We start from the raw sequence: 26,773 nt of genomic DNA, 5'->3' as shown, positions 1-26,773 counted from the left end.
CGGGGCTTCTTGACGCCCGCCCGCACCACCCCCATTCTCGGCCCGCGGCCATCCATCCCCCATTCCCGATTCCCCGATGTCGTGGCGTCTACTCGACACGCAGCCCGCGCGGGGGGCGTGGAACATGGCGCTGGACGAGGCCCTCGCCGAGTCCGTGGCGGAGGGCGGGGCGCCGGTGCTGCGCTTCTACCGCTGGAGCCCGCCGTGCCTGTCGTTGGGGCGCAACCAGCCCGCGGCGGGGCTGTACGACGAGGAAGCAATCCGCGCGCGAGGCTGGGACGTCGTGCGGCGTCCGACGGGTGGGCGCGCGGTACTCCACCACCGCGAGCTGACCTACTCCGCCGCGCTGCCCGACACGCTCCTGGGCTCGCCGAAAGAGGCGTACACGGCGATCAACCGCGCGCTGGTGGCGGGGCTGCGGCGGCTGGGGGTGGACGCGGCGGTGCAGGGCGACACCGGACGGCGCGCACCCGTCCCCTCGACCGCGCCGTGCTTCGCGGAGCCAGTGGAGGGGGAGGTGATGGCCGGCGGACGCAAGCTGGTGGGGAGCGCGCAGCGGCGGATGGGGAGCGTCCTCCTGCAGCACGGCTCCCTGCCGCTGCACGACGACCAGGGAGAGGTGGCGGCGCTCCTCCGCCAGCCGCTGACGGATGCGGACCGGCCCGCCGCGCTGGTGCCGCTGCTTGGGCGCGAGCCGGCGTGGGAGGAGCTCGTTGAGGCGCTGGCGCAGGGGTGGCGCGAGGCGCTGGGCGCGGAGGTGGAACCGGGCGCTCCCAGCGCGGGCGAGAGGGCGCGGGCGGAGGTGCTGGCGGAGCGCTACGGAAGCACGGCATGGACTTGGCATCGATAGGGTGCGCTTAGGCCCAACGCGGCGGGGGCAAGCCCCTCGCGCACCAACCCAGTCCGTCTGAGGCAAGGCATGCCCGCACCGCGCGCACTTCGAGCGTACACGATCTTCAGCGCCCTGGCACTCCTGGCCGCGTGCGGCGGCGGGGGAGACAGCGGGGGCGGCAAGGGCGGTTCCGGCGGCGCGGGGCAGGGCGGGACCGCCATCGTCGGCATCCTGGGCAACGTCCAGTCATTCAACCCGGTGACCAACACCGCCTCGACGGTGCAGGACATCGAGCGGTACATGCTCTTCACCCCGCTCATCCAGTTCGACGAGAAGCTGCAGCCCCGCGCCTACCTGGCCGAGAGCTGGCAGATGGAGGGCGACACCGGGGTGACGATGAAGCTGCGCCGCGATGTCAAGTGGCACGACGGGCAGCCCGTAACCGCCGAGGACGTGAAGTTCACCTTCGATCTGGCCAAGAACCCCAAGGCGACCTCGGGGCTCGTCGGCTCGGTGTACCTGACGCAGGTGAAGTCCGCCACGGTGGTGGACCCGTACACCATCCGCTTCGCCTTCACCCAGCCGCACGCGATGGCGCTGGAGGACTTCTGGTGGTCGCCGGTGCCCAAGCACATCCTGGGCAACGTGCCGCCGGAGCAGCTCACCCAGCACCCGTACAACCAGAAGCCGATCGGCAGCGGCCCCTTCAAGGTCGGCGAGTTCCGGCCCAACCAGAGCCTGGTGCTGGAGGCGAACCCCGCCTTCCCCGCGGGGATCGGCGGACGGCCGAAGTTGGACCGCGTCGTGTTCCGCATGATCCCCGAGGCCACAACGCTGGTGACGGAGCTGCTCAACGGCACGGCGGACGTGATCGGTTGGACCCTTCTTCCAGACCAGGCGGCGCAGGTGAAGAGCCAGCAGGGCTACCGGCTGAGCAACTTCCCCTCGCGCGAGTTCTACTACGTGGGGTGGAACAACGAGCGCGAGCCGTTCAAGGACGCCAACGTGCGGCGCGCACTGGGGATGGCCATCAACAAGCCGCAGATGATTCAGGGGCTGCTGCGCGGCTTCGGGTCGCCGGCGCACGGCGTGATCCCGCCGTGGAGCCCCATGCACACCGACCTGTCGCAGGCGGACCGCTACGACCCCGCCGCGGCCAAGCAGCTCCTGGCGCAGGCCGGATGGCGCGACACCAACGGCGACGGCATCGTGGAGAAGAACGGCCGGCCGCTGCGTTTCGTCCTGCTCACCAACTCGGAGAACCAGCTGCGCAAGGACGTCGCTTCCTTCGTGCAGCAGCAGCTCAAGCAGATCGGCGTGGACGCGCAGCTGCGCACCATCGAGTTCCAGACGATGCTCCAGCAGCACAAGGCGCGCGACTACGACGCCATCATCAGCGGCTGGGTGCTGGACACGTTCCGCGTGGATCCGGTGGCCCTCTTTTCCTGCGCCGAGGCACAGAAGAAGGGCTCGCCCAACCGCACCGGCTACTGCAATCCCGAGCTGGACCGCCTGATGGACACGGGGATGCGCACCAACGACCCCGCCGCGGCGAAGCAGACCTGGACCCAGTTCTCCCAGATGCTGCAGCGCGACCAGCCGCTGACCACCCTCTTCTGGATCGACGACATGGCCGGGATCGGCCGCCGCATCCAGAACGTGACGATGGACCCGCGCAGCAAGCTGGTGAGCGTGGCGCAGTGGACGAAGAACAGATGAACTGAAGTGCTAAGTCCTAAGTGCTAAGTGCTGTTAATCAGGACTTAGCACTTAGGACTTAGCACTAAAGCGGTAAGCACCAGATCTCGTCACGAACCCCACAACCACGCGCCTCCCCGACCCCACAACAGATGACCTTCATGCGGATGAAGAACGGCGGGGCGGCGCTCCTGGCCGCGGTGGTGCTGGCGGCGTGCGGCGGCGACAAGGGGCCGCCGGAGGAGCTGCGTCCGCCGCTGACCGGCAAGGGCGCCGAGCGGCCGGAGACGGGTGGGACGGCGGTGCTGGCCGAGTCCAACGACCTGGAGCGGCCCATGCCGCTGGTGTGGCAGTCGTCGCTCGATTCGGACATCGTGGACATCATGTACATGGGGCTCACCCGCGGCGCCTGGCGCAACGGGCGGCTCGAGTACCTGCTCTCCGAGGAGTCGCCGATGGCCATGGCGTGGCACTGGGAGTACGCCACCCCCGACTCCGCATCGCTCCGCTACCGGATGCGCTCGGCACTGCGCTGGTCGGACGGGAAGCCGATCACCGCGCACGACGTGGTGTGGACCTACCGGATGTTCAAGGACCCCCGCGTCGCTTCGCCGCGCCAGGAGGACGTGGCGTCCGTGGACTCGGTGAAGGCGGAGAACGACTCCACGGTGGTCTTCTACTTCAACCGCCGCTCGCCCGAGATGCACTTCGCGTCCGGGATGACGATCGCGCCGCGCCACCAGTTCGAGGCGGCGGGCGCGGCCGGGATCCGCACGCACCCCTCGCTCAACGATCCCACGAAGCTGGTGGTGAGCGGCGCCTTCCGCATCGGCGCCTGGAAGCCGGGAGAGCGCATCACCTTCGTCCCGAACCCGCACTTCCGCCCCGCGCCGCGCCTGCAGTCCATCGTCATCCGCGTCGTGCCGGAGATGACCACGCGGCTGGTGGAGCTACAGACGGGGAACGTGGACATGGTGCGCGGGCTGGCGACCGACCGCATTCCGGGGCTGCGGCAAAGGGCACCGAACCTGCGTTTCGAGCGCGAGGCGAGGCGCTTCTGGGAGTTCGTGGCGTACAACCCGGCGAAGGTGGAGGCCTTCCGCGACCCGCAGGTGCGGCGCGCGCTGGGGATGGCGGTCGACGTGCCGCGCATCATCCGCTCGCTGCAGCTCGCCGAGTTCACGGAGCCTTCCGGTGGGCCGTACCCGCCCATCTTCAAGGATGTGTACGACCGCCAGCGGATGCGCCCGCTGGCCTTCGACTCGGCGGGGGCGCGGCGCATTCTGGCCGCGCGCGGGTGGACGGACACGGACGGCGACGGCGTGCTTGACAAGGATGGGAAGCCCTTCCGCTTCACCATGCTGAGCAACTCGGGGAACCAGCGCCGGGCGGACGTGGGGCTGATCCTGCAGCAGCAGTGGAAGGCGCTGGGGGTGGACGCGCGGCTCCAGCAGCAGGAGTTCAACACCTTCATGGACCGCCAGATCGAAAAGGACTACGAGGCGGTGCTGGGCGGCTGGGGGGTGAACCTGAACCCGGACCTCACCCCGCTCTTCGCCAGCGACGCGCAGCTCAACATCGTGTCTTACCAGGACACGGTGGGGCAGCGCCTGATGCGCCAGGCGAAGGAGCAGCCGACGCCCGAAAAGGCCAACCCGCTGTGGCGCGCCGCCGCGGAGCGAATCGTGCAGGAACAGCCGTACACCTGGCTCTATTTCTACGATCAGGTGGACGCCGTGAGCGACCGCCTGCGCGGCATCCACATCGACACCTACGGCGCGTACCAGAACGCGTGGGAGTGGTGGATTCCGCGGGCGCGCCAGGGCCGCGGCGCCCCCAGCATGACCGCCGGGCCGGCGAAAGACAGCGCACCCAACTAGGCACTGGGCACTGGGCACCAGGCACTATCACCCCGGGCACTGAATGATCGGATACCTGCTGCGCCGCATCCTGGGCGCCATCCCCCTGTTGCTGGGGATCCTGACGCTGATCTTCTTCGTGGTGCACCTGGCGCCCGGGGACCCCACGGCGCGCTTCTTCTCGCCCAACGTGGCCCCCGAGGTCATCGAGCAGATGAGGCGCAACCTGGGGCTCGACCAGCCGCTCCACATCCAGTACTTCAAGTGGCTCTGGTCGTTCATCCGCGGCGACTTCGGCTACTCGTTCGGGCAGATGAGGCCCATCGGCGAGATCCTGCCGGAGGTGCTGTGGAACACGGTGCAGCTCACCCTGATCTCGCTGGTGGTGATCTTTGCGGTGGGGATGCTGATCGGGATCGTGCAGGCCGTGCGGCAGTACTCGATCGCCGACAACGTGCTCACCTTCCTGGCGCTCTTCTTCTATTCGATGCCGTCGTTCTGGTTCGCCCTGATGCTGATCCTGATCTTCTCGCTCAAGGCGAACACGGCGGGGTGGCCCATCCAGTTCCCGGCATCCGGCATGACGGGGGTGGAGTACGACTACCTGAGCTTCGGCGGCAAGGTGAGCGACCGCATCATGCACCTGATCCTTCCCGCGACGGCGCTGGGGATCGGGTCGGCGGCGGGCGTCGCGCGGTACATGCGCGGTTCCATGCTGGAGGTGATCCACCAGGACTTCATCCGCACCGCGCGGGCGAAGGGGCTGAGCGAGCGGACGGTGGTGTTCAAGCACGCGCTGCGCAACGCGCTGATCCCCATCATCACGCTGCTGGGGCTGTATCTTCCCTTCCTGCTCAGTGGCGCGGTTCTGGTGGAGACGATCTTCGGGTGGCCGGGAATGGGGCGGGCGATCGTGGACGCCATCCTCCAGCGCGATTACCCGATGGTGATGGCCACGTCGTTCGTGATCGCCGCCATCGTGGTGGCGGGCAACCTGCTCTCGGACGTCCTTTACGCGGTGGTCGACCCCCGCATCCGTACGGAATAAGGCGGCGATGCGAGCTTCTCCCAACGTAGAGTCTTCCCCCCCGGAGCCGCTTCCGGGCGCGGGCGCGGGCATGGGCGGCGGCAGCGTGCGCCCCGCCGGCGCCGCGTGGACGGGCATCGTGCTCTCGGTGCTGGCCTGGGGCTTCGTCCTCTCGCTCTTCTTCCTGTCGCGCGAGCGGCTGTGGGGGATGGGGCGCGGCGGGCGCATCACCGCCGACCTGTACCTGGCGGCGGCCACGATGGCGGCCATGGCGATCGCGATGGCGTACTACACGGTACGCGGCGTCCGGCGCCGGCAGTCGGGGGTGGCCCGGCCGCGCGGCGACAGCCAGTGGTCCATCGCGTCGCGGCACTTCAAGAAGAACCGCCTCGCGATGGCGGGGCTCGCGGTGATGATCATCCTGTACGTCATCACCCTGGTGACCCCGCTGGTGGCGCCGTACGACCCGGCCGCGCAGGGCGACATCGTGCTGACGCGCAACCTGGCGCCGTCGATGGCGCACCTGATGGGGACCGACAAGTTCGGGCGGGACATCTTCTCGCGCGTGCTGTACGGCTCCCGCATCTCGCTCACCATCGGCTTCATCGCGGTGGGGATCTCGGTGACGCTGGGGACGCTGGTGGGGGCGCTGGCCGGCTACTTCGGCGGCTTCGTGGACACCATCCTGATGCGCCTTACCGACATGATGCTGTCGTTCCCGCGCCTGGTGCTCCTGATCGTGGTGATCGCGCTCTTCTCGCCCTCCATCTGGCTGGTGGTGGTGGTGCTGGGGCTCACGGGGTGGATGGGGACCGCGCGCCTGGTGCGCGGCGAGGTGCTCAGCCTGCGCGAGCGCGAGTTCGTGCAGGCCGCGCGCGCGCTGGGGATGGGCGACTGGCGCATCATCTCGCGCCACGTGATCCCCAACACGATGGCTCCCGTGATCGTCTCCGCCACCCTCGGCATCGGCCAGACGATCCTGACGGAGGCGTCGCTCTCCTTCCTGGGCCTTGGCGTGCAGCCGCCGACGCCGAGCTGGGGGAACATGGTTGCCGACGGCCGCGACGCGCTGATCGAGGCGTGGTGGATCGCCACCTTCCCCGGCATCGCCATCGTGCTGACCGTGATCGCCTTCAACCTCCTGGGCGACGGCCTGCGCGACGCGCTGGACCCGCGGCTGAGGACGTGACATGGCTACGCGCCTCGCTCCATCCGCCGAAACCATCTCGTTCGAGGAGTTCATCGCGACGGTGGACGAGGACGCGCGTGTGGAGTGGGTCAACGGCGAGATCGTGGAGATGAGCCCCGCAACGGACCGCCACGCGGAGATCACCGTCTTTCTCACGACGCTGCTCAACCTATTCGCCAAAAAGCGGCGGCTGGGCAGGGTGATACACGCGCCGTTCTACATGCGGGCCGGCCCCGAAGCCGGGGCGCGCGAGCCGGACGTGCTGTTCGTGCGCACCGAGAACCTGGGGCGGATCAGGAAGACGTACCTGGACGGTCCCGCGGACCTGGTGGTCGAGGTCATCAGCCCGGACAGCCGGGGGCGCGACCGGGGCGAGAAGTTCTACGAGTACGAGACGGGAGGGGTGGGCGAGTACTGGATCATCGACCCGCTGCGCAACAAGCTCGAGGTGTACCGTCTGGGGCCGGGAGGCTACGACGTGGTCCTCCCCGGCGAGGACGGGCGGATACGAAGCGAGGTCATGGAAGGGATGTGGATCGATCCGGCATGGCTGCGGAGCGAACCGCTCCCAGACGAATGGTGGGTCCTCGAAAAGGAATGGGGGCTGATTTGACGAACGGGGGCGGGGTTGGGCCGATCCTGCAGGTGGAGAACCTGCGGACCTACTTCAAGACCGACGCGGGGCTGGCGCGCGCGGTGGACGGCGTGTCGTTCCACGTCAACCCAGGCGAGACGCTGGGGATCGTGGGGGAGTCGGGGAGCGGCAAGTCCGTGACCTCGCTCTCCGTGATGCGGCTGATCCCGGAGCCGCCGGGGAAGATCCAGCCGGAGTCGCGCATCCTCTTCCGCGGCGAGAACGGGGAGATGGAGGACATCGCGCGCGCGTCGGAAAAGCGGATGCGGCAGATCCGCGGGAACGACATCGCGATGATCTTCCAGGAGCCGATGACCTCGCTGAACCCCGTGTTCACCGTGGGCGACCAGATCGTGGAGTCGCTGCGGCTGCACCAGGGGCTCAACAAGAAGCAGGGGCGCGCGCGGGCCATCGAGATGCTGGAGCTGGTCGGCATCCCCATTCCGCACCAGCGCGTGGACGAGTACCCGCACCAGCTCTCCGGCGGCATGCGGCAGCGTGTGATGATCGCCATGGCGCTCTCGTGCAGCCCCAAGCTGCTGATCGCCGACGAGCCGACGACCGCGCTCGACGTGACGATCCAGGCGCAGATCCTGGAGCTCATCAACAAGCTGAAGTCCGAGCTGGGGATGAGCATCATCCTGATCACCCACGACCTGGGCGTGGTGGCCGAGACGTGCGACCGGGTGATCGTGATGTACGCCGGGCAGGTGTTCGAAGAAGGCTCGGTGGACGACGTCTTCCACAACCCGCAGAACCCGTACACAGAGGGGCTGCTGCGCTCCATGCCCAAGCTGGGGGAGGAGGTGGAGCGGCTGGCGGTGATCCCCGGGGTGGTGCCGTCGCCCACCAACTGGCCCAGCGGGTGCCGCTTCTACGACCGCTGCCCGTACCACTGGGACAAGACCCTGCACGAGGAGCCACCCCTGTTCGAGATCGGCCCCGGACGCAAGAACAAGTGCTGGCTCGTGGAGCACCCCGAGCAGCGTGAAGAGGTGCGGCGCGCGGGCGGCGGCTTCACCCCGGCGGGCGCCGTGTCGGCGACCGGCCCGGTGGCGCCCGTGGCCGGCTCGCCGGACGACGTGGACGCGGGCACCGCGGAGGGCATCTGATGCCGGCGACTCCCGAAGGACCGACGCCCGCCGGCGGCCAGGGCGCCGGCGACGGACAGCGCAGCGGCGGCTCGCAGCCGAACGCCGGAGCCGAGGGGCTGGTGGGCGAGGGGATCGAGCGCGGCCCGATGACCGCCACGGGCGAGGGCGCCGAGGGGCGCGCGCAGGTGGCGCGCATCCCCGAGCCGCCGGGGCGCGAGGTGCTCCCCCCCGCCAAGGGCGACAGCGATCTGCGCGGCTCCACGCCGGACGACATGGAGCCGCCGCCGGACGCGCTGCTGGTGGTGCGCGGGCTCAAGAAGTACTTCCCCATCCACAAGGGCTTCTTCAACAGCCACGTGGGCGACGTGAAGGCGGTGGACGGCGTGTCGTTCTCGCTGCGGCGCGGCGAGACGCTGGGGGTGGTGGGCGAGTCGGGGTGCGGCAAGAGCACGATGGGACGCAGCATCCTGCGGCTGATCGAGCCCAGCGCCGGGAGTGCGCACTTCGAGGGGAACGACATCTTCAAGATGGAGAAGGGCGACCTGCGCCGGATGCGCCGCCGCGTCCAGATCATCTTCCAGGACCCCTTCTCGTCGCTGAACCCGCGTATGACCATCGCGGAGACGATCCGTGAGGTGCTGGGGATCCACGGCATCGCCAAGGGGCAGAAGGCCAACGATCGCATCGCCGAGCTGCTGCGGGTAGTCGGGCTGCGGCCGGAGCACTCCGTTCGCTATCCGCACGAGTTCTCTGGTGGGCAGCGGCAGCGCATCGGCATCGCGCGGGCGCTTGCGGTGGAGCCCGACCTGATCGTGTGCGACGAGCCCGTGTCCGCGCTTGACGTGTCGGTGCAGGCGCAGGTGATCAACCTGCTGCAGGACCTGCAGCGGGAGCTGGGGCTCACGTACATCTTCATCGCGCACGACCTGTCTGTGGTGGAGCACATCTCCGACCGCGTGGCGGTGATGTACCTGGGGCGCATCGTGGAGCTTGCGGACTCGCGCCAGCTCTACAAGAACCCGCTGATGCCGTACACCCGTGCGCTCCTCTCCGCCGTGCCGATTCCGGACCCGCGGATCAAGCGCGAGCGCGTGGTGCTGCAGGGCGACGTCCCCTCGCCGGCCAACCCGCCGTCGGGGTGCCCGTTCCACCCGCGCTGCCCGCACCCGCTCAAGGACGCCGACTGCGCCAAGATCGTCCCCCCGCTGGCGGACAAGGGCGGCGGGCACTTCGCCGCGTGCATCAAGGTGCCGCTTGGGGCCGGGAGTGACGGCGGTGGCGGGTTGCCGGTGCTGCAATAGCAATGGAGGGCCAGCCGCGGTGGCTGGCCCTTCGTCGTTGTGCCCCGGCGGGCCTCACGCGGAGGCGCGGAGACGCGGGAGAGAGGCGGGTGCGAAGAGCGGGCGGCGGTGTGACGGATGGCACGGGCAGCCACGTGGGGCGGCCCCTACGGGTGTTTGTGCGCGGGGCGGGAGGTTCGGAGATGCGGCGAGGGAGGGCGGACACGCAGGTCCGCCCCTACGGAGGTTTGTATGTGGGGGCGGGCAACGGTGCGGCGCCGGGCACGGGCGCGATGAATCGCGCCCCCACGGGATCTGTGCAGCGCGGGCCGCAGTTCTCCCCCTCACCCGCCCTGCGCCCCCGCAGGCGGGGGAGGGGGCCGGGGGGAGGGGGCCCTCCCCTTCACGGCGTCGCGCGCAGCTCCTCCGGCCGGTCGTCAGCGGCGCGGTGGGCGAGGTGCGCTTCCTCGGCCTGCATCTCCTTGGCGAGGAAGTAGTTGAGGCCGGTGCGGATGACGGCGACGGAGGCCAGTTTGCCGATCCGGTCCCAGGTGGGTGCGATGGCGGTGGAGAGGATGTCGGCGGCGAGCTGGAACTCGAGGGCGACCGCCAGGTAGTGCGCCAGCGTCAGCCGCAGCGCGGCGTACCCGCGCGGCCCGCCCGAGCGCCAGACGGTGCTGAACTTCACGATGGCCGCCACGATCCCCGCCGCGATCACCAGCGCGCCGATCGACTCCACGCCGAGCCGCAGCCAATCCACCCCGTTCCGCACGAACCCCTCGGCGGCCCCGAACGCTCCCTCGTGCTGCATCGCTCCTCCGCTGGCACCCATGGAACCCGCCGCTCCCCGTGGGGGCACGTGATTCGCAAGCCTCGCACCGGAGCGAATTTGCGCGCGCCGTCACCCGCCGTCCCCCTCGAATGAACCGTCGCCAGAGCTACATCCTCGCCGCAGCGATGCTCCTTGTGCTCCCGGTGATCTGGGCGGCCACGCGGCTGACCGGGCGGGACCCGCGCACCGAAACGACGGCTGCTGCCGCGCAGGTGACGGCCGCGCGCGGTCCCGTGCAGAGCGCGCCCACCCCCGCCGAAGCCGCGGCCGCGTACGGCGTGGACCTTCCCGCGGACGTCGTGCGGCTGCTGCGCGAGGGGCGCAACTGGCGGGCATCGAGGCGGCTGCGTGAGCTGGTGCGGGCGGATTCGGACCCCGAGCTCGTGCTGGTGGCGGCGCGCGCCAACGCCGCCTGGGGCGCCTGGGATGCGGTGCGCTCGCTGCTCGACGGCAAGCCGTGGCTGGACAGCGCGGGCGGCGGGGACGGCTGGTACCTGCTGGCGCGCGCGCGGGAGGACCAGAGCCGCTGGGCCGAGGCGGCGGATGCGTACGAGCGATACCTGCGCGCGCACCCCACGCGCGGCGCCCCGCAGGCCGAGCACACCGTCGCGGAGCTGCGGCATGGGCTGGTGCTGCTGCGCGCCGGGCGGGCGGAGGAAGGGGTTGCGGCGTTGGGGCGGATGGGTCCCGGCTCCTCGGCGGCGGCGGGGTGGGCCGCGCTGCTGGCCGCGGAAGCGCTCGCCCCCGCGGGGGACACGGCGCGCGTCCGGCGCTTCGTCTCGTCGGCGGCGCAGGTGCCGTCCGGGCGCGCGGCGGGTGCGCTGGTGGACGCGTACATCCGCGCGCGTGACCCGCGTGCCGGGCGCGAGCGGGTGCTCGCGCTGGGAGCGCAGGCGGGCTCGGAGCCGGACCGGGCCGCGATCCGCGCCGCCGCCGGCCGCGCCGCCGCGGCCGCGGGCGACACGAGTGCCGCCCGCCAGGACTTCCGCGCGGCGCTCGCGGCGGCTCCCACCAGCGCCGGCGCGGGCGAGGCGGGCGAGGGGCTGGAGCGACTCGGCGGCCTCACCCCCGCGGACCGGATGGCGCTGGCGGAGACGTGGCTCGGGCGCGGCGCGCCGGACCGGGCGGCGGGCCAGTTCCGCGCGTGGCTCGCGGCCGGCGCGGGCACCCCGGCCGAGCGCGACGCCGTGCAGCTTCGCATGGGCCGCGCGCTCTTTGCCGCCGGCCGCCACGCCGATGCCGCCGCGGCGCTGGCTCCCATCACGCGCGCGGCGGCGCCGACCGGGCCGCTGGCGCTGTACTTCCTCGGCCGCGCCCGTCTGCGGGGAGCGCCTGGAAGCGCGCGCGCCGCGTTCGCCGAGCTGGCGACCCGCTTCCCCGACGCGCCCGAGGCCGCCGACGGCCTCTACCTGATGGCGGACCTGGACGACGACGCCGGCCGCGACGCCGAGGCGCTCGCGGCCTATCGTCAGGTGATGGAGCGGCATCCGTCCAGCCCCCGCGCGGCGCTGGCGTCGATGCGGGTAGGCGGCGCCGCGCTCCTGCGCGGCGATGCGGCCGGAGCCGCGCGCCTGTGGGACGGCCTGCGCTCGCGCACCCGCGAGACGGAGGGGTGGGCGCAGGCGACGTACTGGGCGGGGCGCGCGCACCAGGCCGCCGGGAACGCCGCCGCCGCGCGCGAGCGCTGGGCCGAGCTCCGCACCCGTGCGCCGGTCTCGTACTACACCGTGCTCGCCGCGCGCCGGCTGAACACGCCGTACTGGCCCGCCGCGCTCGACCCGGCCCCGCAGGTGGACCGCGACCTCGCCGCGCGCATGGCCGACGCGCTCGCCGCCGCCGATGTGCTCCGCGAGGCGGGCATGCACGCCGATGCAGAGGCGGAGGTGGATCGCGTGGTGCGCTCCGCTCCCGAGGACACCCCCACGCGCTACGCACTGGGCGAGGCGCTGGCTGCGCGCGGGTGGACGGTGCACGGCGTGCGCATTGCGCGGGCCCTGGAGGCGAAGGGCGAGAAGCCGAACGCGCGCCTCCTGCGCATCCTCTATCCGCTCCAGTACCGCCCCATCATTGAGGCGGAGTCGCGCGAGCGCGGGCTGGACCTGTTTCTGGTGGCGGCGCTCACGCGTCAGGAATCGGTCTTCAGGGCACGTGCGCGTTCGCCGGTTGGCGCGCTGGGGCTGATGCAGGTGATGCCCACCACGGCCCGCGGCCTCGCCGCCGGCGCGGGGATCAGCGGATGGGACACGGAGATGCTCTTCAACCCGGAGATCAACGTCCACCTGGGAATCCGCTACCTGGCCTCCCAGATGAGCACCTACGACCGCAACCTCCCGTACGTCTTCTCGGCGTACAACGCGGGGCCGGTGCGGGTGGCGCGGTGGCGACGCTTTCCCGAGGCACGCGACCCGGAGCTCTTCACCGAGCGCATCCCCTTCGAGGAGACGCGCGACTACGTAAAGATCCTCACCCGCAACATCGCGCTCTACCGCGGGTTGTACGGGGAGTAACCGGGCGGGTCTGCTCCATGCAGTTCACGGAGTGCGCAAACGAACCCTGGAGCGCCCATGTCTGAGGTGGATGATACGCAGCAACAGCTTCCCGTCGCGGAGCCCGATGCTCCCTCGATCGTCGGCCTCCTCGCCGGTTCCGTGGAGTGGTACGGCGACCTAATCTCCCCGATAGACGAGATCTGGGAACCGGATGAATAGCGGCTCGCCGCGCGCCGCCGTGCTCCTCGGTGCGACGGGGCTGGTGGGCGGGCACTGCCTGGAGCTGCTGCTGGGCAGTCCGGAGTACGGCCGGGTGGTCGTGCTGGGGCGGCGGGCGAGCGGGCGGGCGCACACGCGGCTGGACGAGTACGTGGGCGACGTCGAGCGGCTGCTGGACGAGCACGCATCAGCGTTCGGTGGGGCGGACGTATTCTGCTGCGTGGGAACCACCATCCGCGCCGCGGGGTCACAGGAAGCATTCCGGCGCGTGGACCACGACCTTCCCGTGCACGCGGCGCGGGTGGCGTCGGGGGTGGGGGCGCGCCACTTTCTCCTGGTCTCCGCGGCGGGGGCGGATGCGGGGTCGCGCGTCTTCTACAACCGCGTAAAGGGGGAGACGGAGGCGGCGGTCGCGGCGCTTCCGTTTGCGGGAGTCGCGCTCCTGCGGCCCTCGCTCCTGCTGGGTACACGCGCGGAGAGGCGGCCGGCGGAGGCGCTGGCGCAGAAGGTGGCGCCGCTCCTCTCGCCGCTGCTCCAGGGCGGGCTGCGGAAATACCGCGCGGTCCACGCGGCGACGGTCGCGGCGGCGCTGGTGCGGCTGGCCAGGGAAGGGCTGCGCGGCACCGTCATCGTGGAGTCAGACCAGATCGAGCGGCTCGGCCGCTAAACCTCACAACCCGGCACACGCTTGCGGCAAAACGACGACCTTCCGGACGGCATCGTCCGGCTTCCACCCGAGCCCGGGCCGAACCGCACCCCGCCCGGCGGCTGCGGGCTCACCGGGTGCCTGTACGGAACGATGATCCTGTTCACCCTTTTACTGCTGGTGATGGTGGGGCTGGCGCTCTTCCGCCGCTGGCAGGTCCCGATGCTCCCGTACCCCGGCAGATAGCCGCGGAGTCCCTTCACCGGAATGAGGCCCATGCATACTCGTCGTCTGTCCTCCGTTCTCGCGCTCCTCCTGCTGGTGGCGGGGTGTGCCCCGTCGCGGCAGCCGGGGAGCGTCGCGCCGGGCAACCAGGGCGCCACCCTGCGCGTGGAAAACCGGGCGTGGTTCGACATGACCATCTACGTGGTGCAGTCGGGGAGCACCGCCCGCACCCGCCTCGGGATGGTGAGCGCCACCGCCACCGCCAACCTGCGCATCCCCGCGACCGCGGTGGGGCAGGGACGCGCCCTCCGCTTCATCGCGGACCCCATCGGCAACCAGCAGACCGCGACCAGCTACGAGATGCAGGTGCGGCCCGGGCAGCGGGTGACGATTACGATTCCGCCTGGGGTGGGGAGGCGTTGAACGGAAGTGCGTGAGTGCGTTAGTGCGTGAGTGCGTTTAAACCAAGTGCTAAGTGCTAAGTGCCAAGTGCTGGAGTCCTGCGCGCTATTTCGCAGTTCAGGACTTAGCACTCAGCACTTAGGACTCCAGCGCACTTACGCACTTACGCACTCACGCACTAACGCACTATCCGCTCAGACCTTAAAGAAGATCCGCCTCCTGTACAGCACCTCCATCACGCCGATCCAGAAGAGCACGAAGCAGAGGGCGAAGGCGAGGGATGCGTTGACGGGGGAGAGCCAAGAGGCGAAGGCGTGGTCGAAGATCCAGGTCTTGAGGGCAATGGGCTCGGGGCGGGCGGGGAGCTTCACCAGGCCCAGGATGCGCGCCATGATGCCGGAGAGGAAGAAGGCGGCGATGGCGTTCACGCCGAAGACCAGGAAGGGGCGCGCCCACCGCTGGTAGCCACGCACGTCCACCACCCAGTAGCACATCGCCAGGAAGTTCAGCGCCATCCCCGCCGTGAAGACCACGTACGAGCTGGTCCACAGGTTCTTGTTGATGGGGAAGGCGGCGTGCCAGATCAGCCCCGCCACCAGCGCCACGTTCCCCGCGAAGAACATCCCCGTCGCCTTCTCGGCGGGCGGGCGGGCGGAGCGCAGCCAGCGTCCGGCGAACACCCCCAGCATCACCGTGGCGATGGCGGGGAGGGTGCTGAAGATCCCCTCCGGGTCCCACGTCTTCGCCGACTTCCACAGGTGATCGGTGCCGATGATGGCGCGGTCCACGTACGCCGCGAAGTTGCCATCCTTGCCCAGGTTCCCCGCCCCGTAGCCGGGCACGGGGATCAGCCGCATCGCCGCCCAGTATCCCAGCAGGAGCGCCGCCGTCGCCCAGGCCTGCGCGCGCGGCTTCAGAAAGAGCACCAGCGCCGACGCCGCCACGAACGCCACCCCGATCCGCTGCAGGACGCCGGGAATGCGCAGGTGCGCCAGGTCCAGGGTGTAGAAGGGGAAGGCCGCCAGCACCAGGCCCAGCCCGAACAGCTTGATCCCGCGCACCGCCGCCTTCCCCATCAGCTTGCCGCGGGGCGTCCCGCGCTCCGCGGCTGGGAGCAGCGAGAACGCCATCGCCACGCCGACGATGAAGAGGAAGAAGGGGAAGATCAGGTCGGTGGGCGTCCACCCGTGCCACTCCGCGTGCTCCAGCGGCGGGTAGATGGCGCTCCACGTCCCCGGGTTGTTCACCAGGAGCATCCCCGCCACCGTGATCCCCCGGAAGACGTCCAGCGACTGCAGCCGCCCCGGCGCGGACGGGCCGGAGACGGGCGCGGGGCTGGTTGTGGGCGCGGCGGCGGGGGCGAGGTGGGGCGCGGGTGCGATCGTCTCGGGCATGGCTCCCTCGGGGTGGCGGCGTGGATCGGGTATAATCGTTCGCGCGGCGGGCGAGGTCAAACCCCGCGCGGTCGTCCTCGCGAAAGTCGCGTTCGTCACCGGATGCTGGACGGCCGGCGGAGAGAGCCGCAGATTCGGCGGATGGAGTTCCAGCCCATGAACTACCCCGCGGATGACGACGCGGCCGAGCGCGGCTCGGCGGCGCGCTGGCTCGCGGGGCTGTTCACCGCCTGGGTGGCGATCGTGGCGCTGGGGACGGTGCAGGCCGTGCTGGGGATGCAGGGGATGGGCGCGGAGGTGCGCTGGCAATGGATTCTCCCCCCGCGCGGGCTGGACCTGGCCCTCGGCGCGCTGTACCTCCCGCTCCTCCTACGGCTGGTGCGGAGGCCGGCGGGGCGCGGTGGGTGGGCGGCGCACGCGCTCGTCCTCGTAGCCGCCACCGCCGCTTTTGCGCTGGCCAAGACGATGGGGGGCGCCTACCTGGAGCGCATCCTCATCCCGGGCGTCTCCTTTCGCGGGAGCCGCGTGGCCAAGGGGATCGGCGAGTTCCTCTCCTTCGCCCTACTGGCCGGCGGCGTGTACGCGCTGGAGCTGCGCCGGCGCCTGGTGCACGGCGAGCGGCGGGCGCTTCGGCTGCAGGCCCGCCTTTCCGAAGCACGCCTGGAGGCGCTCGCCTCGCAGCTCCGTCCGCACTTCCTCTTCAACACGCTCAACGCCATCTCGGTGCTCATGCACCGCGACCCGCGCGCCGCCGACCTGATGCTCACGCGCCTGGCCGACCTGCTTCGCGCCACGCTGCGCACGCCCGGCACGCGCGAGGTCCCGCTCCGCGCCGAGATGGATCTGCTGCGCCGCTATCTGGACATCATGCGCGTCCGCTTCGGCCCGCGGCTCGCGGTGGAGGAGGCCGTGCCGCGCGACCTGGAGAACGCGCTGGTTCCCCCCTTCCTCCTGCAGCCGCTGGTGGAGAACGCGCTGGAGCACGGCATCGAGCGGCGCTCCGGCACCGGCCGCGTGCGCATCGCCGCCGAAGCGGCGAACGGACGGCTGCGGCTCACCGTGTGGGACGACGGGCCCGGCGTAGGCCCGGCGCGGCACGAGGGCGTGGGGCTATCCAACACCCGCCGCCGTCTGGAGCAGCTCTACGGGAGCGATGGGCGGCTGGAGCTGGCGAGCGAGGCGGAAGGCGGTACCGTCGCCTCGGTCGAGTTCCCGCTGCGCCGCTCTCCGCGTGCGGAGCCGGTGCCGGCATGAGCGCCTACCGCGTCCTGATCGCCGACGACGAGCCGCTCGCCCGCGAGCGCCTGCGCATGCTGCTGGAGGAGTGGCCGGAGTGGGAGGTTGTGGCCGAGTGCGAGCACGGCGTGGAAGCGGTGGACGCGATCGCCTCCGTCCGCCCGGACCTGGTCTTCCTCGACATCCAGATGCCGGAGCTGGACGGGATTGGGGTCGCCCGCGCGCTGGCGGAGGGGAGCGGACCGTTGCCGGTGGTGGTCTTCGTGACGGGCTTTGACGAGTACGCGCTCTCCGCCTTCGAGGTGAACGCGCGCGACTACCTCACCAAGCCGGTGGACCGCGAGCGCCTGGGCCGCGCTGTGGGCCGTGCCGCGGACACCCTCGCCCGCCGCGCGGAGGCCCCGGCGGGCGCTCAGGCGATCGACCCCGAGCTGCTCGACGTGCTGAACTCCCTGCGGCGGGAGCGCGACTATCCCGCGCGGTTCGCGGTGCGCGACCCGCGCGGGGGCACCTACTTCGTGCGGGCGGAGGAGATCGACTGGGTGGAGGCCGAGGAGAACTACGTGCGCCTTCACGCCGGCGGCCGCGCCCACCTGGTGCGCGACACCATGCGCGCCTTTCGCGAGAAGCTGAGCCCGGAGCGCTTCGTGCGCGTGCACCGCTCCGCCATCGTCAACGTGGACCGCATCGCACGCGTGGAGCCGTACGCGAGGGGCGAGTACACGCTCACCCTCGCGGACGGCACCCGCCTGACCTCCAGCCGCGCCCACTCGGAGGAGCTGCGCAGGCTGCTTCGGTAGAGAGAGGAACCGTCCCCTCTGGGCGCGCGAAGCGGATCCAATCCACGCGCAGGTGAAGCCCCGGCGAGCCGCCCTGGAACGGCACCGTGTTAAAGCGGAAGGGATCTCCGTGGAGCGCGGCGGCCGAGTTCCAGTCCGTGTAGGCGTTGATCCCCACCTGCACCGTCGCGGGAAGGTCGGGGCGGTGGAAGCGCTCGCGCACCTCCCACGCCTCGCCGTCGTAGCGGGTGAGGAGCTCGAAGTCCGCGCCGCGGCGCACGATGCGCAGCTCCACCCACCCGGCGCGCGCGGGGTGAAGCCGCAGGGCGGAGCGGCTGGCGACGGTGGTCTTCGTTTCGAATACGGGGGTGGAGGGGGCCCCCGCGACGCCCGTGGTCAGGAAGAGCCACGCCTCGCCCCCCGGAGTCCAGGTGGCGGGCGTGACGGCGCGCGGGGCGCGCACCATCAGCCCCGCGAGCGACCAGGGCGTGGTCGGCACCTCCCCGTCCGGCCCGTCCGCCCGCAGGCGCGTGGTGACCTGGAAGTCGCCGGTCACCTCGCGAAAGAGAAAGGGCGCGTGGAAGTCCGCGTACCATCCGCTGGTGCCGGGCTCCAGCCGCAGCTCGCCGGAGGCGGAATCCACGGCCATGCTGCGCGTCATGCTGGGCCACCCCTCCGCCGTGTGGAACTCCTTCCAGCGGGCCAGCGATGCCGCGCTGGCGAACTCGTCGTTCAGGGCGGCCAGCTCGTCGGTGCGCGGGGGCAGGGCGCGCGGCGCCTGCGCGGCGGCCACGTGCGCGGCCAGGACGAGCAGTGCGTGGCGGTGCATGGTCACTCCCGGGTGGCGGTGCGGGTGTCTGCCTCGCGCGCACGCCGCGCGGAGGAGCCGTTGAGGATCTCGATGGTGACGGCCTGGATCGCGCCGTCCGCGCCGGTCTCGAAGCGAAGCCGTTCCTGCTCGCCGCGGAATACGCCGCCGCCCACCGGCACCAGTGCCGTCTTCCACCCGAGCGCGCTGGTGGAGACGAGGCGCCCCTCCTCCACCGTGAAGGTTCGGGTGCCGTACCGGCCGGCGTAGCGGCGGAGGAGGGCCGGGTCCGCCGCCGCGGGGCGCTGCCGGGCGTGCACCATCTCCAGCGCCCAGCGGCGCTCCTCCCGCACCTCGCCGGGCGCGTCGGCGGCGGCCAGCTTCTCCAGCGCCATGCGGTGAGCGACGGCGAGCGCGTTCTCCGCTGTGGTGCGCACGTCCGGGGTCACGCCGGTGCGCTCGTACCCGGGGCCGGAAGTCACCTGCATCTGCGGTACGAAGAGGGCCAGCCCCGCTCCCACCGACTGCTTGGCGCCGCCGATCCCCGCCCCCGCCGTCGTCTCGCCCACCAGCGTCCCGCGCCGCAGCCGCTGGACGGCGTACGCGAACATCTCGGCGGCGGAGGAGGTGTTGCCGTTGGTGAGGACCCACAGCTCCACGTCCGGCATGCGCCGCCCCGGCACCTCGCGCAGCGTGCGGCGCTCGCCGGTGATCCGCGCATACCGGCCGTAGGTGGTGAGGAGCGACACGGGCTCGGGGCCGAAGAAGTAGCTGAGGATCAGCTCCACCAGCTCGGGGCTCCCGCCCACGTTGTCGCGCAGATCGACGATGACGGCGTCGCTGTTCGCCAGGAACGCCATCGCCGCCACGGCCGTCTCGCGCGAGTAGTCGAGCGGCACGAACTGCCGCATCTTCAGGTAGCCCACGTTGCCATCGAGTCGCTCCACCGCGTCGAAGGCGAAGTTGGTGCGCGCGATGGCCGCGGAGTCGCGCCCGTCGATCCGGTTCCAGCGCACGGCGCCGCCTGACGCGGAGCCGCCCGCCGCGCCGGGCGTCACGGAGTACTCGCGCGTGGGCTCATAGCTGAGCCGCAGGTGCTTGTCGGCGCGAACCGCCTGCAGGTCCGCCATCATCGCCGCGCCGAACGCGGCCGGCTCGTGGTACGCCTCGTACGCCCCCGCCGCCGCGCGCGTGCGCAGGCGCTCCGCCAGCCGAACCGCGACAGTGGAGTCCGCGTAGCGTGCCTCAAGGATGCGCGCCACGCTGTCCGCGATGGCGTGCCTCGTGGCCGGCGTCAGCCGCTCCGCCCGGGCGCTCTGCGCGGGTGATGGTGCCGCGCATCCAACCGCGGTGATGAGCGCGAGGGCGGCGGCGCGGGCCAGGGGTCGTATCGTCATGGAGATCTCCGTGGGCTGGTTGCGGTCGAACGGGCGTATGACTAAGCCCGCCCGGCCCGCGCTCCAACCTGGAAGTGACGATCGCGACGCCGCCTGTGACGACTCTGTCCGGCGAAGGGAGGGAAGTGGGGGTATTCAGCGCGTAGGACCGGGCGGTCCGATCCGATACAGGCGGCGAGGTTCGACTAACGGCAGGAGCTCACGAAGCTGGGGCATGAGAAGGCGCAGGACGTCGACATCGTTGGTGTAGGCAATCAGCACGACGATCGCAATCGGAAGCGTCGCGGTGTTCTGCTGGAATTCGATGTTCGAATCCACCGTCACGAAGACGTCGAACACGCCTCCCGCACGCCGGAGGAGCGCTCCATTCTGGATGCTGGCCCAACCCACTTCTCTTACCGTCCGGACTTCATGCTCCGGAAGCTCCGTGGCGAGCTGCCGCGGCAGGCATTCGTCTAGCAGCACGCGCACTTTGGATCAGAGCCTCCGTTGCTTCCGCCAGGGCCGCGACTGCCTGCTCGCGCGTGACACCGGGAAAGTCGTCAAGGAATTCCTCGAGCGGGTGACCCGCGCTCAGGTAGTCGGTGAGGTTCTTCAGCGGGACCCGTGTGCCCACGAACACGGGCGTGCCGCCAAGAATTTCCGGATCGCTGTGGATGACGCTTATCGGTGACATGATTTCCTCCTATTCAGGTACGGCGCCGATCGGAGTGTACCTCAGATTGGATGCCATGACCAGAGGCCGATTGAATGTGGTTCGAGGGGTGACGCACAGCGAGCGAAGCGCAGTTCTAATGAGCCACCGACGCGGCAAGCCTGTGCGTCGGAACGCACGTTGGACGCGGACGATCGATTGCGGAGCCCGGCACTTCACTTGCGCGGGGGGTGGCGAGCGAGCTACCTGCTACCGATCGAAGGAGATGCGGATGTCCTGCCCAACGATGAACTTCAGCGGCGTTACGCGCGAGGTGTACGACTGCCTGATCCAGCAGGCCAGGAGCATGGGCTTTCCCGCTCCAAAGGGGGCCAGCGGGATCGTGGCGTACCACAACGTGGAGGCCGAGTACCGCTGGGACGAGGAGGCGGGCACGCTCGCCATCACCATCACCCGCGCTCCCGCGCACATCGGCTGCGCATCGGTGGAGTCCAGCCTGCGGCAGGCCATCCGGGGATGCGGCGGCGCCTGAGCCGCCCGCTCCTCCCCGCGCTCCGCAAGCCGGCGCGCCATCATACCCATCCCACGACGATTTGAGAATGAACGCCACGCGGGAAGCCGACTCGCGCTTCGTCCTGCAGGTGATCCAGCCGGCTCTCCTGGGGCTGATGGACGGCTCCGTATCCACGCTGGCCCCGCTCTTCGCGGCGGCGGCGCTCACGGGCAAACCACGCGAAGCCTTCATCGTGGGGATGGCGGCGTCGATCGGCGCCGGGATCAGCATGGGGCTGGCCGAGGCACTCTCCGACGATGGGGAGACGACCGGGCGCGGCCATCCGTGGATGCGCGGAGCCATCACCGGCGCCGCCACCATCGTCGGCGGGACGCTGCACACGCTCCCCTTTCTGCTGTCGTCACTCCACCTGGCGCTCACCATGGCGTACGTCGTGGTCGCGGTGGAGCTCGTCGCGATCGCGTACATCCGCTACCGCTTCATGAAGTCGCCGCTGGGGAAGACGGTGGTGCAGGTGCTGCTGGGCGGCGGCCTCGTCTTCCTCACCGGGCTCTGGATGGGGAGTTGGGGCGGAGGCCACTGACGCCCGGGCGCCGCGCCGATTGCGGTGGAAGCTGCGGCGTCGCATACTCTTCCGCTCCCCGCCGTCACCCAGCCTCCACGCCCCGGCCATGTCGCTCTACGCACGCCGCACCCCCGTCTACGAGCACACAGGCGACGATACTTACATCTACCCGGCGCAGCCGAGTGGGGCTCAGCGGCTGGCGCTGCGCGTGCTCCAGGCCGGCGCGCTCGCCGTGGTGCTGGTGGCGGCCACGTACAAGGTGTTCGAGCTGGACCGCTTCTTCGTCCCCAAGGAGCTGGTGCTGCACCTCACCGCGCTGATCGCGGGGCTGCTCTGCCTGGGCGCGGCGCGGCGCGTGTCGCTGGGGCGCGTGGACCTGCTTCTGGCGGGATACCTGGTGCTCGGCGCCGTGTCCGCCGCGCTGGCGCAGAACCCGTGGGCGGGGATGCGGGCGCTGGGGGTGAGCGGGTCCGGGATCGTGGTGTTCTGGGCCGCGCGCTCGCTGGGCCGGGCCGGTCTGGCGCGACCCCTTCTGGTGGCGATCGGGATCGCGGTGACGCTGGGGGCGCTCACCTCGCTCGCGCAGACGTACGGGGTGCGGCTGGACTTCTTCAGCGTCAACCGCGCTCCGGGCGGCACGCTGGGGAACCGCAACTTCGTGGCGCACCTCTGCGCCTTCGGGCTCCCCATCCTGGCGCTCTGCGCGCTGCGGGCGTGGCGAGGCCCCGGTGTGGCGCTGGGCGCGGTGGGGTTCGCGGCGCTGGCGGCGGTGCTGGTCCTCACCCGCTCGCGCGCGGCGTGGCTGGGAGTGGCCGCGGGGCTGGCGACGCTGGTGCTCGGCTGGCTCATCGTACGCCCCGTGCGCCGCGACGGGCGCAGCTGGATGCGGCTGGTGATGCTCCTACTCTTCGCGGGCGGGGGCGTGGCGGTGGCGCTGATGGTCCCCAACAAGCTGCGCTGGAACAGCGACGATCCGTACGGCGAGACGGCGCGCGGCGTGGTTAACTACCAGGAGGGGAGCGGGCGCGGGCGGCTGATCCAGTACGGCAACACGCTGCGCATGGCCGCGGCGCACCCGGTGCTCGGCGTGGGCCCCGGCAACTGGCCCGTGGAGTACCCCGGCTTCGCGAGGCGCCGCGACCCCTCGATGGATCCCAACGAGGGCGGGATGACCTCCAACCCCTGGCCCAGCAGCGACTGGGTCGCGCTCCTCGCCGAGCGCGGCCTTCCCGCCTTTGCCCTGCTGGTGCTGGCGATGGCGGGGCTGGCCGGCACCGCCTGGCGCCGCATGCGCACCGCCCGCGACGCCGACGAGGGGCTCGTCGCCCTCGCTCTCGCTGCCACGCTCGTCGCGACGCTGGTGGTGGGCGCGTTCGACGCGGTCCTCCTCCTGGCGCTTCCCTCGCTGCTGATCTGGGCCGCGCTGGGTGCGCTGACGGCGGGCGAGGAGGGGCGGTGGGGCTTCGATGCGGGGGGCGGGGTCCGCTTCCTGGGGATGCTGGTGCTGCTGGCGGGGATCGGCGGGTTCGCCGCCAAGAGCGCCGCGCAGACCGCGGCCATGCACCTATACGCCGGCAGCGGTGCGGCGCGCGTGATGGAGCAGGCGTCCCGCCTGGACCCCGGTAGCTACCGCATCCACCTGCGCCTGGCGCGCTCCTACAGCGGCCGCCGCACCCGCGTGCTCCGTTGCCGGCACGCGGAGGCCGCGCACGAGCTGTTTCCGCACGCCGATGCCGCGGCGGCGCAGGCGAGGCGGTGCGAGTAGGGGGGCGGGCGGGGCCCCCTCCCCCGCTCGTGAACTCGCGGCCCCTCCCCCACAACTGCCTGGGGGAGGGGCGGTGGCGGGCATTGTGCGCGGTGGCAGGGCGCGTCGCGCGGCGGGGCACAGGCAGCCACGTGGGGCAGCCCCTACAGGGATCGGTGCGTTAGTCGAGGGTCTGCGCAGCGGCGAGGGCGGGCAGACACGTGGGTCTGCCCCTACCGGTTCGGTGTGCAGGTGGCGGGGGGGGAGCCGCGCGGGGCACGGGCGCGATAAATCGCGCCCCTACAATGACATCGGCGTGACGGAAAGGTGCCCACGCCCCCTCTCTCGATAACAGAGGGCGGAGCCCTCTCCTGTTATCGGGAGAGGGGGCAGCGAGGAACGAGCGGGGGTGAGGGCCCCCCTCGCCGGATCGCCGCCCGCGCCCCACATTGCACCCACATCCAAATCCACGCAGCCACGACCCCGCACCCGCGCACGCATGTCATCCGATCCGCAGAACCTGACCCGACGCGGCTTCGCAAAGGCCGCGGCGACCGCGGCACTCGTACCGGTGATCGCGCCGATGGCGGCGTGCGCGGGCGGGCAGCCGGAGCCCACCCGTGCGCCCGCGCCGGCCGCGACGGCGGGAGCGACGCCCACAGCTCCTTCGTCGCCGCCGCAGCGGCGGAACGAGCAGCAGCGCGACCCCATGGCCGAGGAGCTGATGGAGGTGCTGCGCGCGAAGTACCGTGACCGGCTCAGCGGCGAGCAGTGGGAGGAGGTGAGGAAGGGGATCGAGGGAAACCTGCGCGTGGCCAAGGCGCTGCACGACTTCCGGCTTCCCATCTCCACCGAGCCGTCGACGGTGTTCCGCGCGTACCGTGGAGGCGGGCGATGATCCCGGCCGACGTCTTCTACCAGCCGCTCACCCGGCTCGCCGGGCAGGTGCGCGACCGGCGGCTGGATCCGGTGGAGCTCGCCGAGGCCGCCCTGCAGCGGCTGGAGTCGCTGGGGCCGCGGCTGGGCGCCGTCGTCACGCTCACCCGCGAGCGCGCGCTGGCGGAGGCGCGCGCCGCGCGCACGGAGATCAACGCGGGGCGCTACCGCGGACCGCTGCACGGCATCCCGTACGGCGCCAAGGACCTCATCGCGGCGGCGGGATACCCCACCACCTGGGGCGCGCAGCCGTACCGCGAGCAGCGCTTCGACCAGGACGCAACCGTCGTCGCGCGGCTCAAGGCGGCGGGCGCGGTGCTGGTGGCGAAGCTGGCATCGGTGGAGCTGGCGGGCGGGATGGGGTACGAGCAGGCGAACGCATCGTTCACCGGCCCGGGCCGCACGCCCTGGAACACCGACTTCTGGAGCGGCGGCTCGTCCAGCGGACCCGGTGCGGCGGTGGCGGCGGGGCTCGTCCCCTTTTCGATCGGGTCGGAGACGTGGGGCTCCATCATCACCCCCGCGGCCTTCTGCGGCGTCACTGGCCTGCGCCCCACCTACGGCCGCGTGAGCCGCGCGGGGGCGATGGCGCTGTCGTGGACGATGGACAAGATCGGCCCGTTGTGCCGCACCGCCGAGGACGCCGGCGTCATCCTGCAGGCGATCGCCGGGCCCGACCCGCGCGACGACGCATCGGCAGACCGCCCGTACCGCCACGCCGCGGCGCGCCCCACCCGCCGCCCGCGCATCGGGGTGCTGAAGGGGCTGGCGGAGGGGTCGCAGCCGGAGGTGCGGCGCAACTTCGAGGCGTCGGTGCAGCGGATGGCCGAGTTCGCGGAGGTGGTGCGCGACATCACCCTTCCGCAGTTCCCCTACGGCGCCGCCGCGTCGCTGATCATCGAGGCGGAGGCGGCGAGCATCTTCGAGGAGCTGGTGGAGAGCGGCCGCGTGCACGAGCTGACCGCGCCCGAGGACCGGCTGGGCGGCTACCCGGGCCAGGTGGTGTTCGCCAAGGACTACCTGCGCGCCCTGCGCATCCGCACGCCCGCCGCGGAGGCGATGGACCGCTTCTTCGCGGAGCGCGGCTTCGACGCCCTGGCGCACCCCACGCGCGGCACCGTCTCGTACCCGGTTGGGAAGAAGTTCGGCGAGGCCTACACCGACGCCTCCGGCGGCGGCGAGCCGATCTCGGCGGCCTCCAACCTCCTGGGCCTCCCGGGGATCGCCATTCCCAACGGCTTCGGGCGCGACAACCTCCCCACCTCGCTCTCCCTCACGGGGCGCGCGTGGGAGGAGGCGAAGGTGATCGCCGTGGCCGCCGAGTACCAGCGCCACACGGACTGGCACACGCGTCGCCCGGCGGGCTTCTGAGCATGGTGCTGGTGAGGCACGGGCCGCGCACCCGCAGCGGCATCGTCATCGGCGTGGGGATGGGGGGCTTCGTGGACGGCATCGTCCTCCACCAGATCCTGCGGTGGCACAACATGGGCTCGTCCGTGCTGCGGCCGGACACCATGGAGGCCATGCGGCAGAACATGCTGTGGGATGGCCTCTTCCACGCCGGCACCTGGCTGGCGGCGATGGCGGGGATCGTGATGCTCTGGTCGCACGCGCGGCAGGGGCATCCGCTCCCGGGGCCGCGGGCGCTCGCGGGCCAGCTTCTGCTGGGCTGGGGCCTCTTCAACCTGGTGGAGGGCCTGATCGACCACCACCTCCTCGCCCTCCACCACGTCCGCGACCTCCCCGGGCACGTGCCGCTCTACGACTGGATCTTTTTGGGGATCGGCGGCGTCGCGATGATCCTGGTGGGCTGGCTGATGTCCCGCCCCCGCCGCGACCCCCTCCTCCGCCGCTGACGGAGCGGCGTCGGGCACGGGCGCGATAAATCGCAGCCCCTACGAGGGCATTGACGACAGGACGGACAGTTCTCCCCCTCCCCCGCTTGCGAGGGAAGGGGGCCGGGGAGTGGGGGCCTGTCCTCCCCCCTGTCCTCCCGCGATGACACACCGATCCGCCCTGCCGGGGGCCGCGCAACGTAACTCTTTTCGCTATATTCACATCCGAATCAGGCCGTTTCCGGTACGCCGGATGCGTTCCCGCAGACCGTCAAGCAGCACCCTGTCCTTCCTCCGCGGCAACCCGTTTCGGGAGATCCCATGAAGACCCAAGCACGCGCCATCCGCCGCGCTGCCCTCGCCCTGGCCGGCCTCGTCGTCGTGTCCGGCGGGTGCGGCAAGCAGGTGACCCGCATCAGCCCCGACCAGCAGATCGACCTTTCCGGCCGCTGGAACGACGTCGACAGCCGGCAGGCCGCCGACG

The 26,773-nt window shown here is 71.4% G+C and carries 27 protein-coding genes; 21 read left to right on the top strand and 6 right to left on the bottom strand.

Annotated features, from left to right (window positions below):
* Positions 1-76 precede the first annotated feature (76 nt).
* The 8 genes from VF647_13155 to VF647_13120 all read left to right on the top strand — a co-directional run bounded on the left by VF647_13155 (position 77) and on the right by VF647_13120 (position 9,634).
* Positions 77-850, top strand: coding sequence for a lipoate--protein ligase family protein (locus VF647_13155; protein HEX8453043.1), 774 nt, complete (start codon positions 77-79; stop codon positions 848-850).
* 69 nt (positions 851-919) lie between these two features.
* Positions 920-2,551: an ABC transporter substrate-binding protein gene (locus VF647_13150; GenBank protein HEX8453042.1), complete on the top strand. Its 1,632-nt coding sequence runs from the start codon at positions 920-922 to the stop codon at positions 2,549-2,551.
* A gap of 131 nt (positions 2,552-2,682) precedes the next feature.
* Entirely contained in the window at positions 2,683-4,410 is a 1,728-nt protein-coding gene (locus VF647_13145; protein HEX8453041.1) for an ABC transporter substrate-binding protein, read from the top strand.
* Positions 4,411-4,453: 43 nt separating this feature from the next.
* Positions 4,454-5,437, top strand: a complete 984-nt coding sequence (locus VF647_13140; protein HEX8453040.1) for an ABC transporter permease — start codon at positions 4,454-4,456, stop codon at positions 5,435-5,437.
* Positions 5,438-5,444: 7 nt separating this feature from the next.
* Positions 5,445-6,605, top strand: a complete 1,161-nt coding sequence (gene opp4C / locus VF647_13135) for an oligopeptide ABC transporter permease (protein HEX8453039.1) — start codon at positions 5,445-5,447, stop codon at positions 6,603-6,605.
* Between the two features lies 1 nt (position 6,606).
* Positions 6,607-7,218: a Uma2 family endonuclease gene (locus VF647_13130; protein ID HEX8453038.1), complete on the top strand. Its 612-nt coding sequence runs from the start codon at positions 6,607-6,609 to the stop codon at positions 7,216-7,218.
* Positions 7,203-8,351, top strand: a complete 1,149-nt coding sequence (locus VF647_13125; protein ID HEX8453037.1) for an ABC transporter ATP-binding protein — start codon at positions 7,203-7,205, stop codon at positions 8,349-8,351. Before VF647_13130 ends, VF647_13125 begins: the two co-directional genes overlap by 16 nt.
* Complete coding sequence (locus tag VF647_13120; GenBank protein ID HEX8453036.1) at positions 8,351-9,634, top strand: dipeptide ABC transporter ATP-binding protein; 1,284 nt, start codon at positions 8,351-8,353, stop codon at positions 9,632-9,634. Before VF647_13125 ends, VF647_13120 begins: the two co-directional genes overlap by 1 nt.
* 382 nt (positions 9,635-10,016) lie before the next feature.
* On the opposite strand, the gene VF647_13115 is transcribed toward VF647_13120, so the two are convergent.
* Positions 10,017-10,424 carry a DUF1622 domain-containing protein gene (locus VF647_13115; protein HEX8453035.1) on the bottom strand — a complete coding sequence of 136 codons (408 nt, stop codon included), beginning with the start codon at positions 10,422-10,424 and terminating at the stop codon, positions 10,017-10,019.
* Positions 10,425-10,534: 110 nt separating this feature from the next.
* Between VF647_13115 and VF647_13110 the strand changes: the two genes are divergently transcribed.
* Genes VF647_13110 through VF647_13090 form a run of 5 tightly spaced genes read left to right on the top strand, consistent with a single transcriptional unit; the run spans position 10,535 to position 14,447 of the window.
* Entirely contained in the window at positions 10,535-12,952 is a 2,418-nt protein-coding gene (locus VF647_13110) for a transglycosylase SLT domain-containing protein (protein ID HEX8453034.1), read from the top strand.
* A gap of 57 nt (positions 12,953-13,009) precedes the next feature.
* Entirely contained in the window at positions 13,010-13,153 is a 144-nt protein-coding gene (locus tag VF647_13105) for a hypothetical protein (GenBank protein ID HEX8453033.1), read from the top strand.
* The gene (locus VF647_13100; GenBank protein HEX8453032.1) at positions 13,146-13,820 is read left to right on the top strand and encodes an NAD(P)H-binding protein; all 675 of its coding nucleotides are present in this window, start codon (positions 13,146-13,148) and stop codon (positions 13,818-13,820) included. The genes VF647_13105 and VF647_13100 overlap by 8 nt, the downstream gene beginning before the upstream one ends.
* A 21-nt stretch (positions 13,821-13,841) precedes the next feature.
* Positions 13,842-14,045: a hypothetical protein gene (locus tag VF647_13095; GenBank protein ID HEX8453031.1), complete on the top strand. Its 204-nt coding sequence runs from the start codon at positions 13,842-13,844 to the stop codon at positions 14,043-14,045.
* 30 nt (positions 14,046-14,075) lie between these two features.
* Positions 14,076-14,447, top strand: coding sequence for a hypothetical protein (locus VF647_13090; protein ID HEX8453030.1), 372 nt, complete (start codon positions 14,076-14,078; stop codon positions 14,445-14,447).
* A gap of 173 nt (positions 14,448-14,620) precedes the next feature.
* Here the strand turns inward: VF647_13090 and VF647_13085 are convergent, their stop codons facing one another.
* On the bottom strand, positions 14,621-15,820 hold the full coding sequence (locus VF647_13085; protein ID HEX8453029.1) for a DUF5009 domain-containing protein: 1,200 nt from the start codon (positions 15,818-15,820) through the stop codon (positions 14,621-14,623).
* 156 nt (positions 15,821-15,976) lie between these two features.
* On the opposite strand from VF647_13085, the gene VF647_13080 reads away from it, so the two are divergent.
* Positions 15,977-17,074: a sensor histidine kinase gene (locus VF647_13080; GenBank protein ID HEX8453028.1), complete on the top strand. Its 1,098-nt coding sequence runs from the start codon at positions 15,977-15,979 to the stop codon at positions 17,072-17,074.
* Positions 17,071-17,856, top strand: a complete 786-nt coding sequence (locus VF647_13075; GenBank protein HEX8453027.1) for a LytTR family DNA-binding domain-containing protein — start codon at positions 17,071-17,073, stop codon at positions 17,854-17,856. Before VF647_13080 ends, VF647_13075 begins: the two co-directional genes overlap by 4 nt.
* On the opposite strand, the gene VF647_13070 is transcribed toward VF647_13075, so the two are convergent.
* The 4 genes from VF647_13070 to VF647_13055 form a co-directional block, all read right to left on the bottom strand.
* Entirely contained in the window at positions 17,783-18,664 is an 882-nt protein-coding gene (locus VF647_13070) for a hypothetical protein (GenBank protein HEX8453026.1), read from the bottom strand. The two genes, VF647_13075 and VF647_13070, sit on opposite strands and share 74 nt — an antisense overlap.
* Positions 18,665-18,666: 2 nt before the next feature.
* Positions 18,667-20,040, bottom strand: a complete 1,374-nt coding sequence (locus tag VF647_13065) for a S41 family peptidase (GenBank protein ID HEX8453025.1) — start codon at positions 20,038-20,040, stop codon at positions 18,667-18,669.
* A gap of 135 nt (positions 20,041-20,175) precedes the next feature.
* A complete protein-coding gene (locus tag VF647_13060) occupies positions 20,176-20,379 on the bottom strand; it encodes a hypothetical protein (GenBank protein HEX8453024.1) in 204 nt (67 codons plus the stop codon).
* A 70-nt stretch (positions 20,380-20,449) separates the two neighbouring features.
* The gene (locus VF647_13055; protein ID HEX8453023.1) at positions 20,450-20,716 is read right to left on the bottom strand and encodes a DUF433 domain-containing protein; all 267 of its coding nucleotides are present in this window, start codon (positions 20,714-20,716) and stop codon (positions 20,450-20,452) included.
* Between the two features lie 250 nt (positions 20,717-20,966).
* Here VF647_13055 and VF647_13050 point away from each other — a divergent pair, with 250 nt between their 5' ends.
* The 6 genes from VF647_13050 to VF647_13025 all read left to right on the top strand — a co-directional run bounded on the left by VF647_13050 (position 20,967) and on the right by VF647_13025 (position 26,310).
* Positions 20,967-21,227 (top strand): hypothetical protein, encoded by a 261-nt coding sequence (locus VF647_13050; protein HEX8453022.1) that lies wholly within the window; start codon positions 20,967-20,969, stop codon positions 21,225-21,227.
* Positions 21,228-21,294: 67 nt separating this feature from the next.
* Positions 21,295-21,792 carry a hypothetical protein gene (locus VF647_13045; protein HEX8453021.1) on the top strand — a complete coding sequence of 166 codons (498 nt, stop codon included), beginning with the start codon at positions 21,295-21,297 and terminating at the stop codon, positions 21,790-21,792.
* An 88-nt stretch (positions 21,793-21,880) separates the two neighbouring features.
* Entirely contained in the window at positions 21,881-23,539 is a 1,659-nt protein-coding gene (locus VF647_13040) for an O-antigen ligase family protein (protein ID HEX8453020.1), read from the top strand.
* Positions 23,540-24,017: 478 nt separating this feature from the next.
* A complete protein-coding gene (locus VF647_13035) occupies positions 24,018-24,416 on the top strand; it encodes a hypothetical protein (GenBank protein ID HEX8453019.1) in 399 nt (132 codons plus the stop codon).
* Positions 24,413-25,825 (top strand): amidase, encoded by a 1,413-nt coding sequence (locus VF647_13030; protein HEX8453018.1) that lies wholly within the window; start codon positions 24,413-24,415, stop codon positions 25,823-25,825. Before VF647_13035 ends, VF647_13030 begins: the two co-directional genes overlap by 4 nt.
* A 2-nt stretch (positions 25,826-25,827) precedes the next feature.
* Positions 25,828-26,310 (top strand): DUF2243 domain-containing protein, encoded by a 483-nt coding sequence (locus VF647_13025; protein ID HEX8453017.1) that lies wholly within the window; start codon positions 25,828-25,830, stop codon positions 26,308-26,310.
* The last annotated feature ends 463 nt before the right edge of the window (positions 26,311-26,773 follow it).

This window comes from Longimicrobium sp., from assembly GCA_036387335.1.
In the GTDB taxonomy this organism is placed as follows: domain Bacteria; phylum Gemmatimonadota; class Gemmatimonadetes; order Longimicrobiales; family Longimicrobiaceae; genus Longimicrobium.
This window is presented reverse-complemented; position numbering and strand designations above follow the sequence as displayed.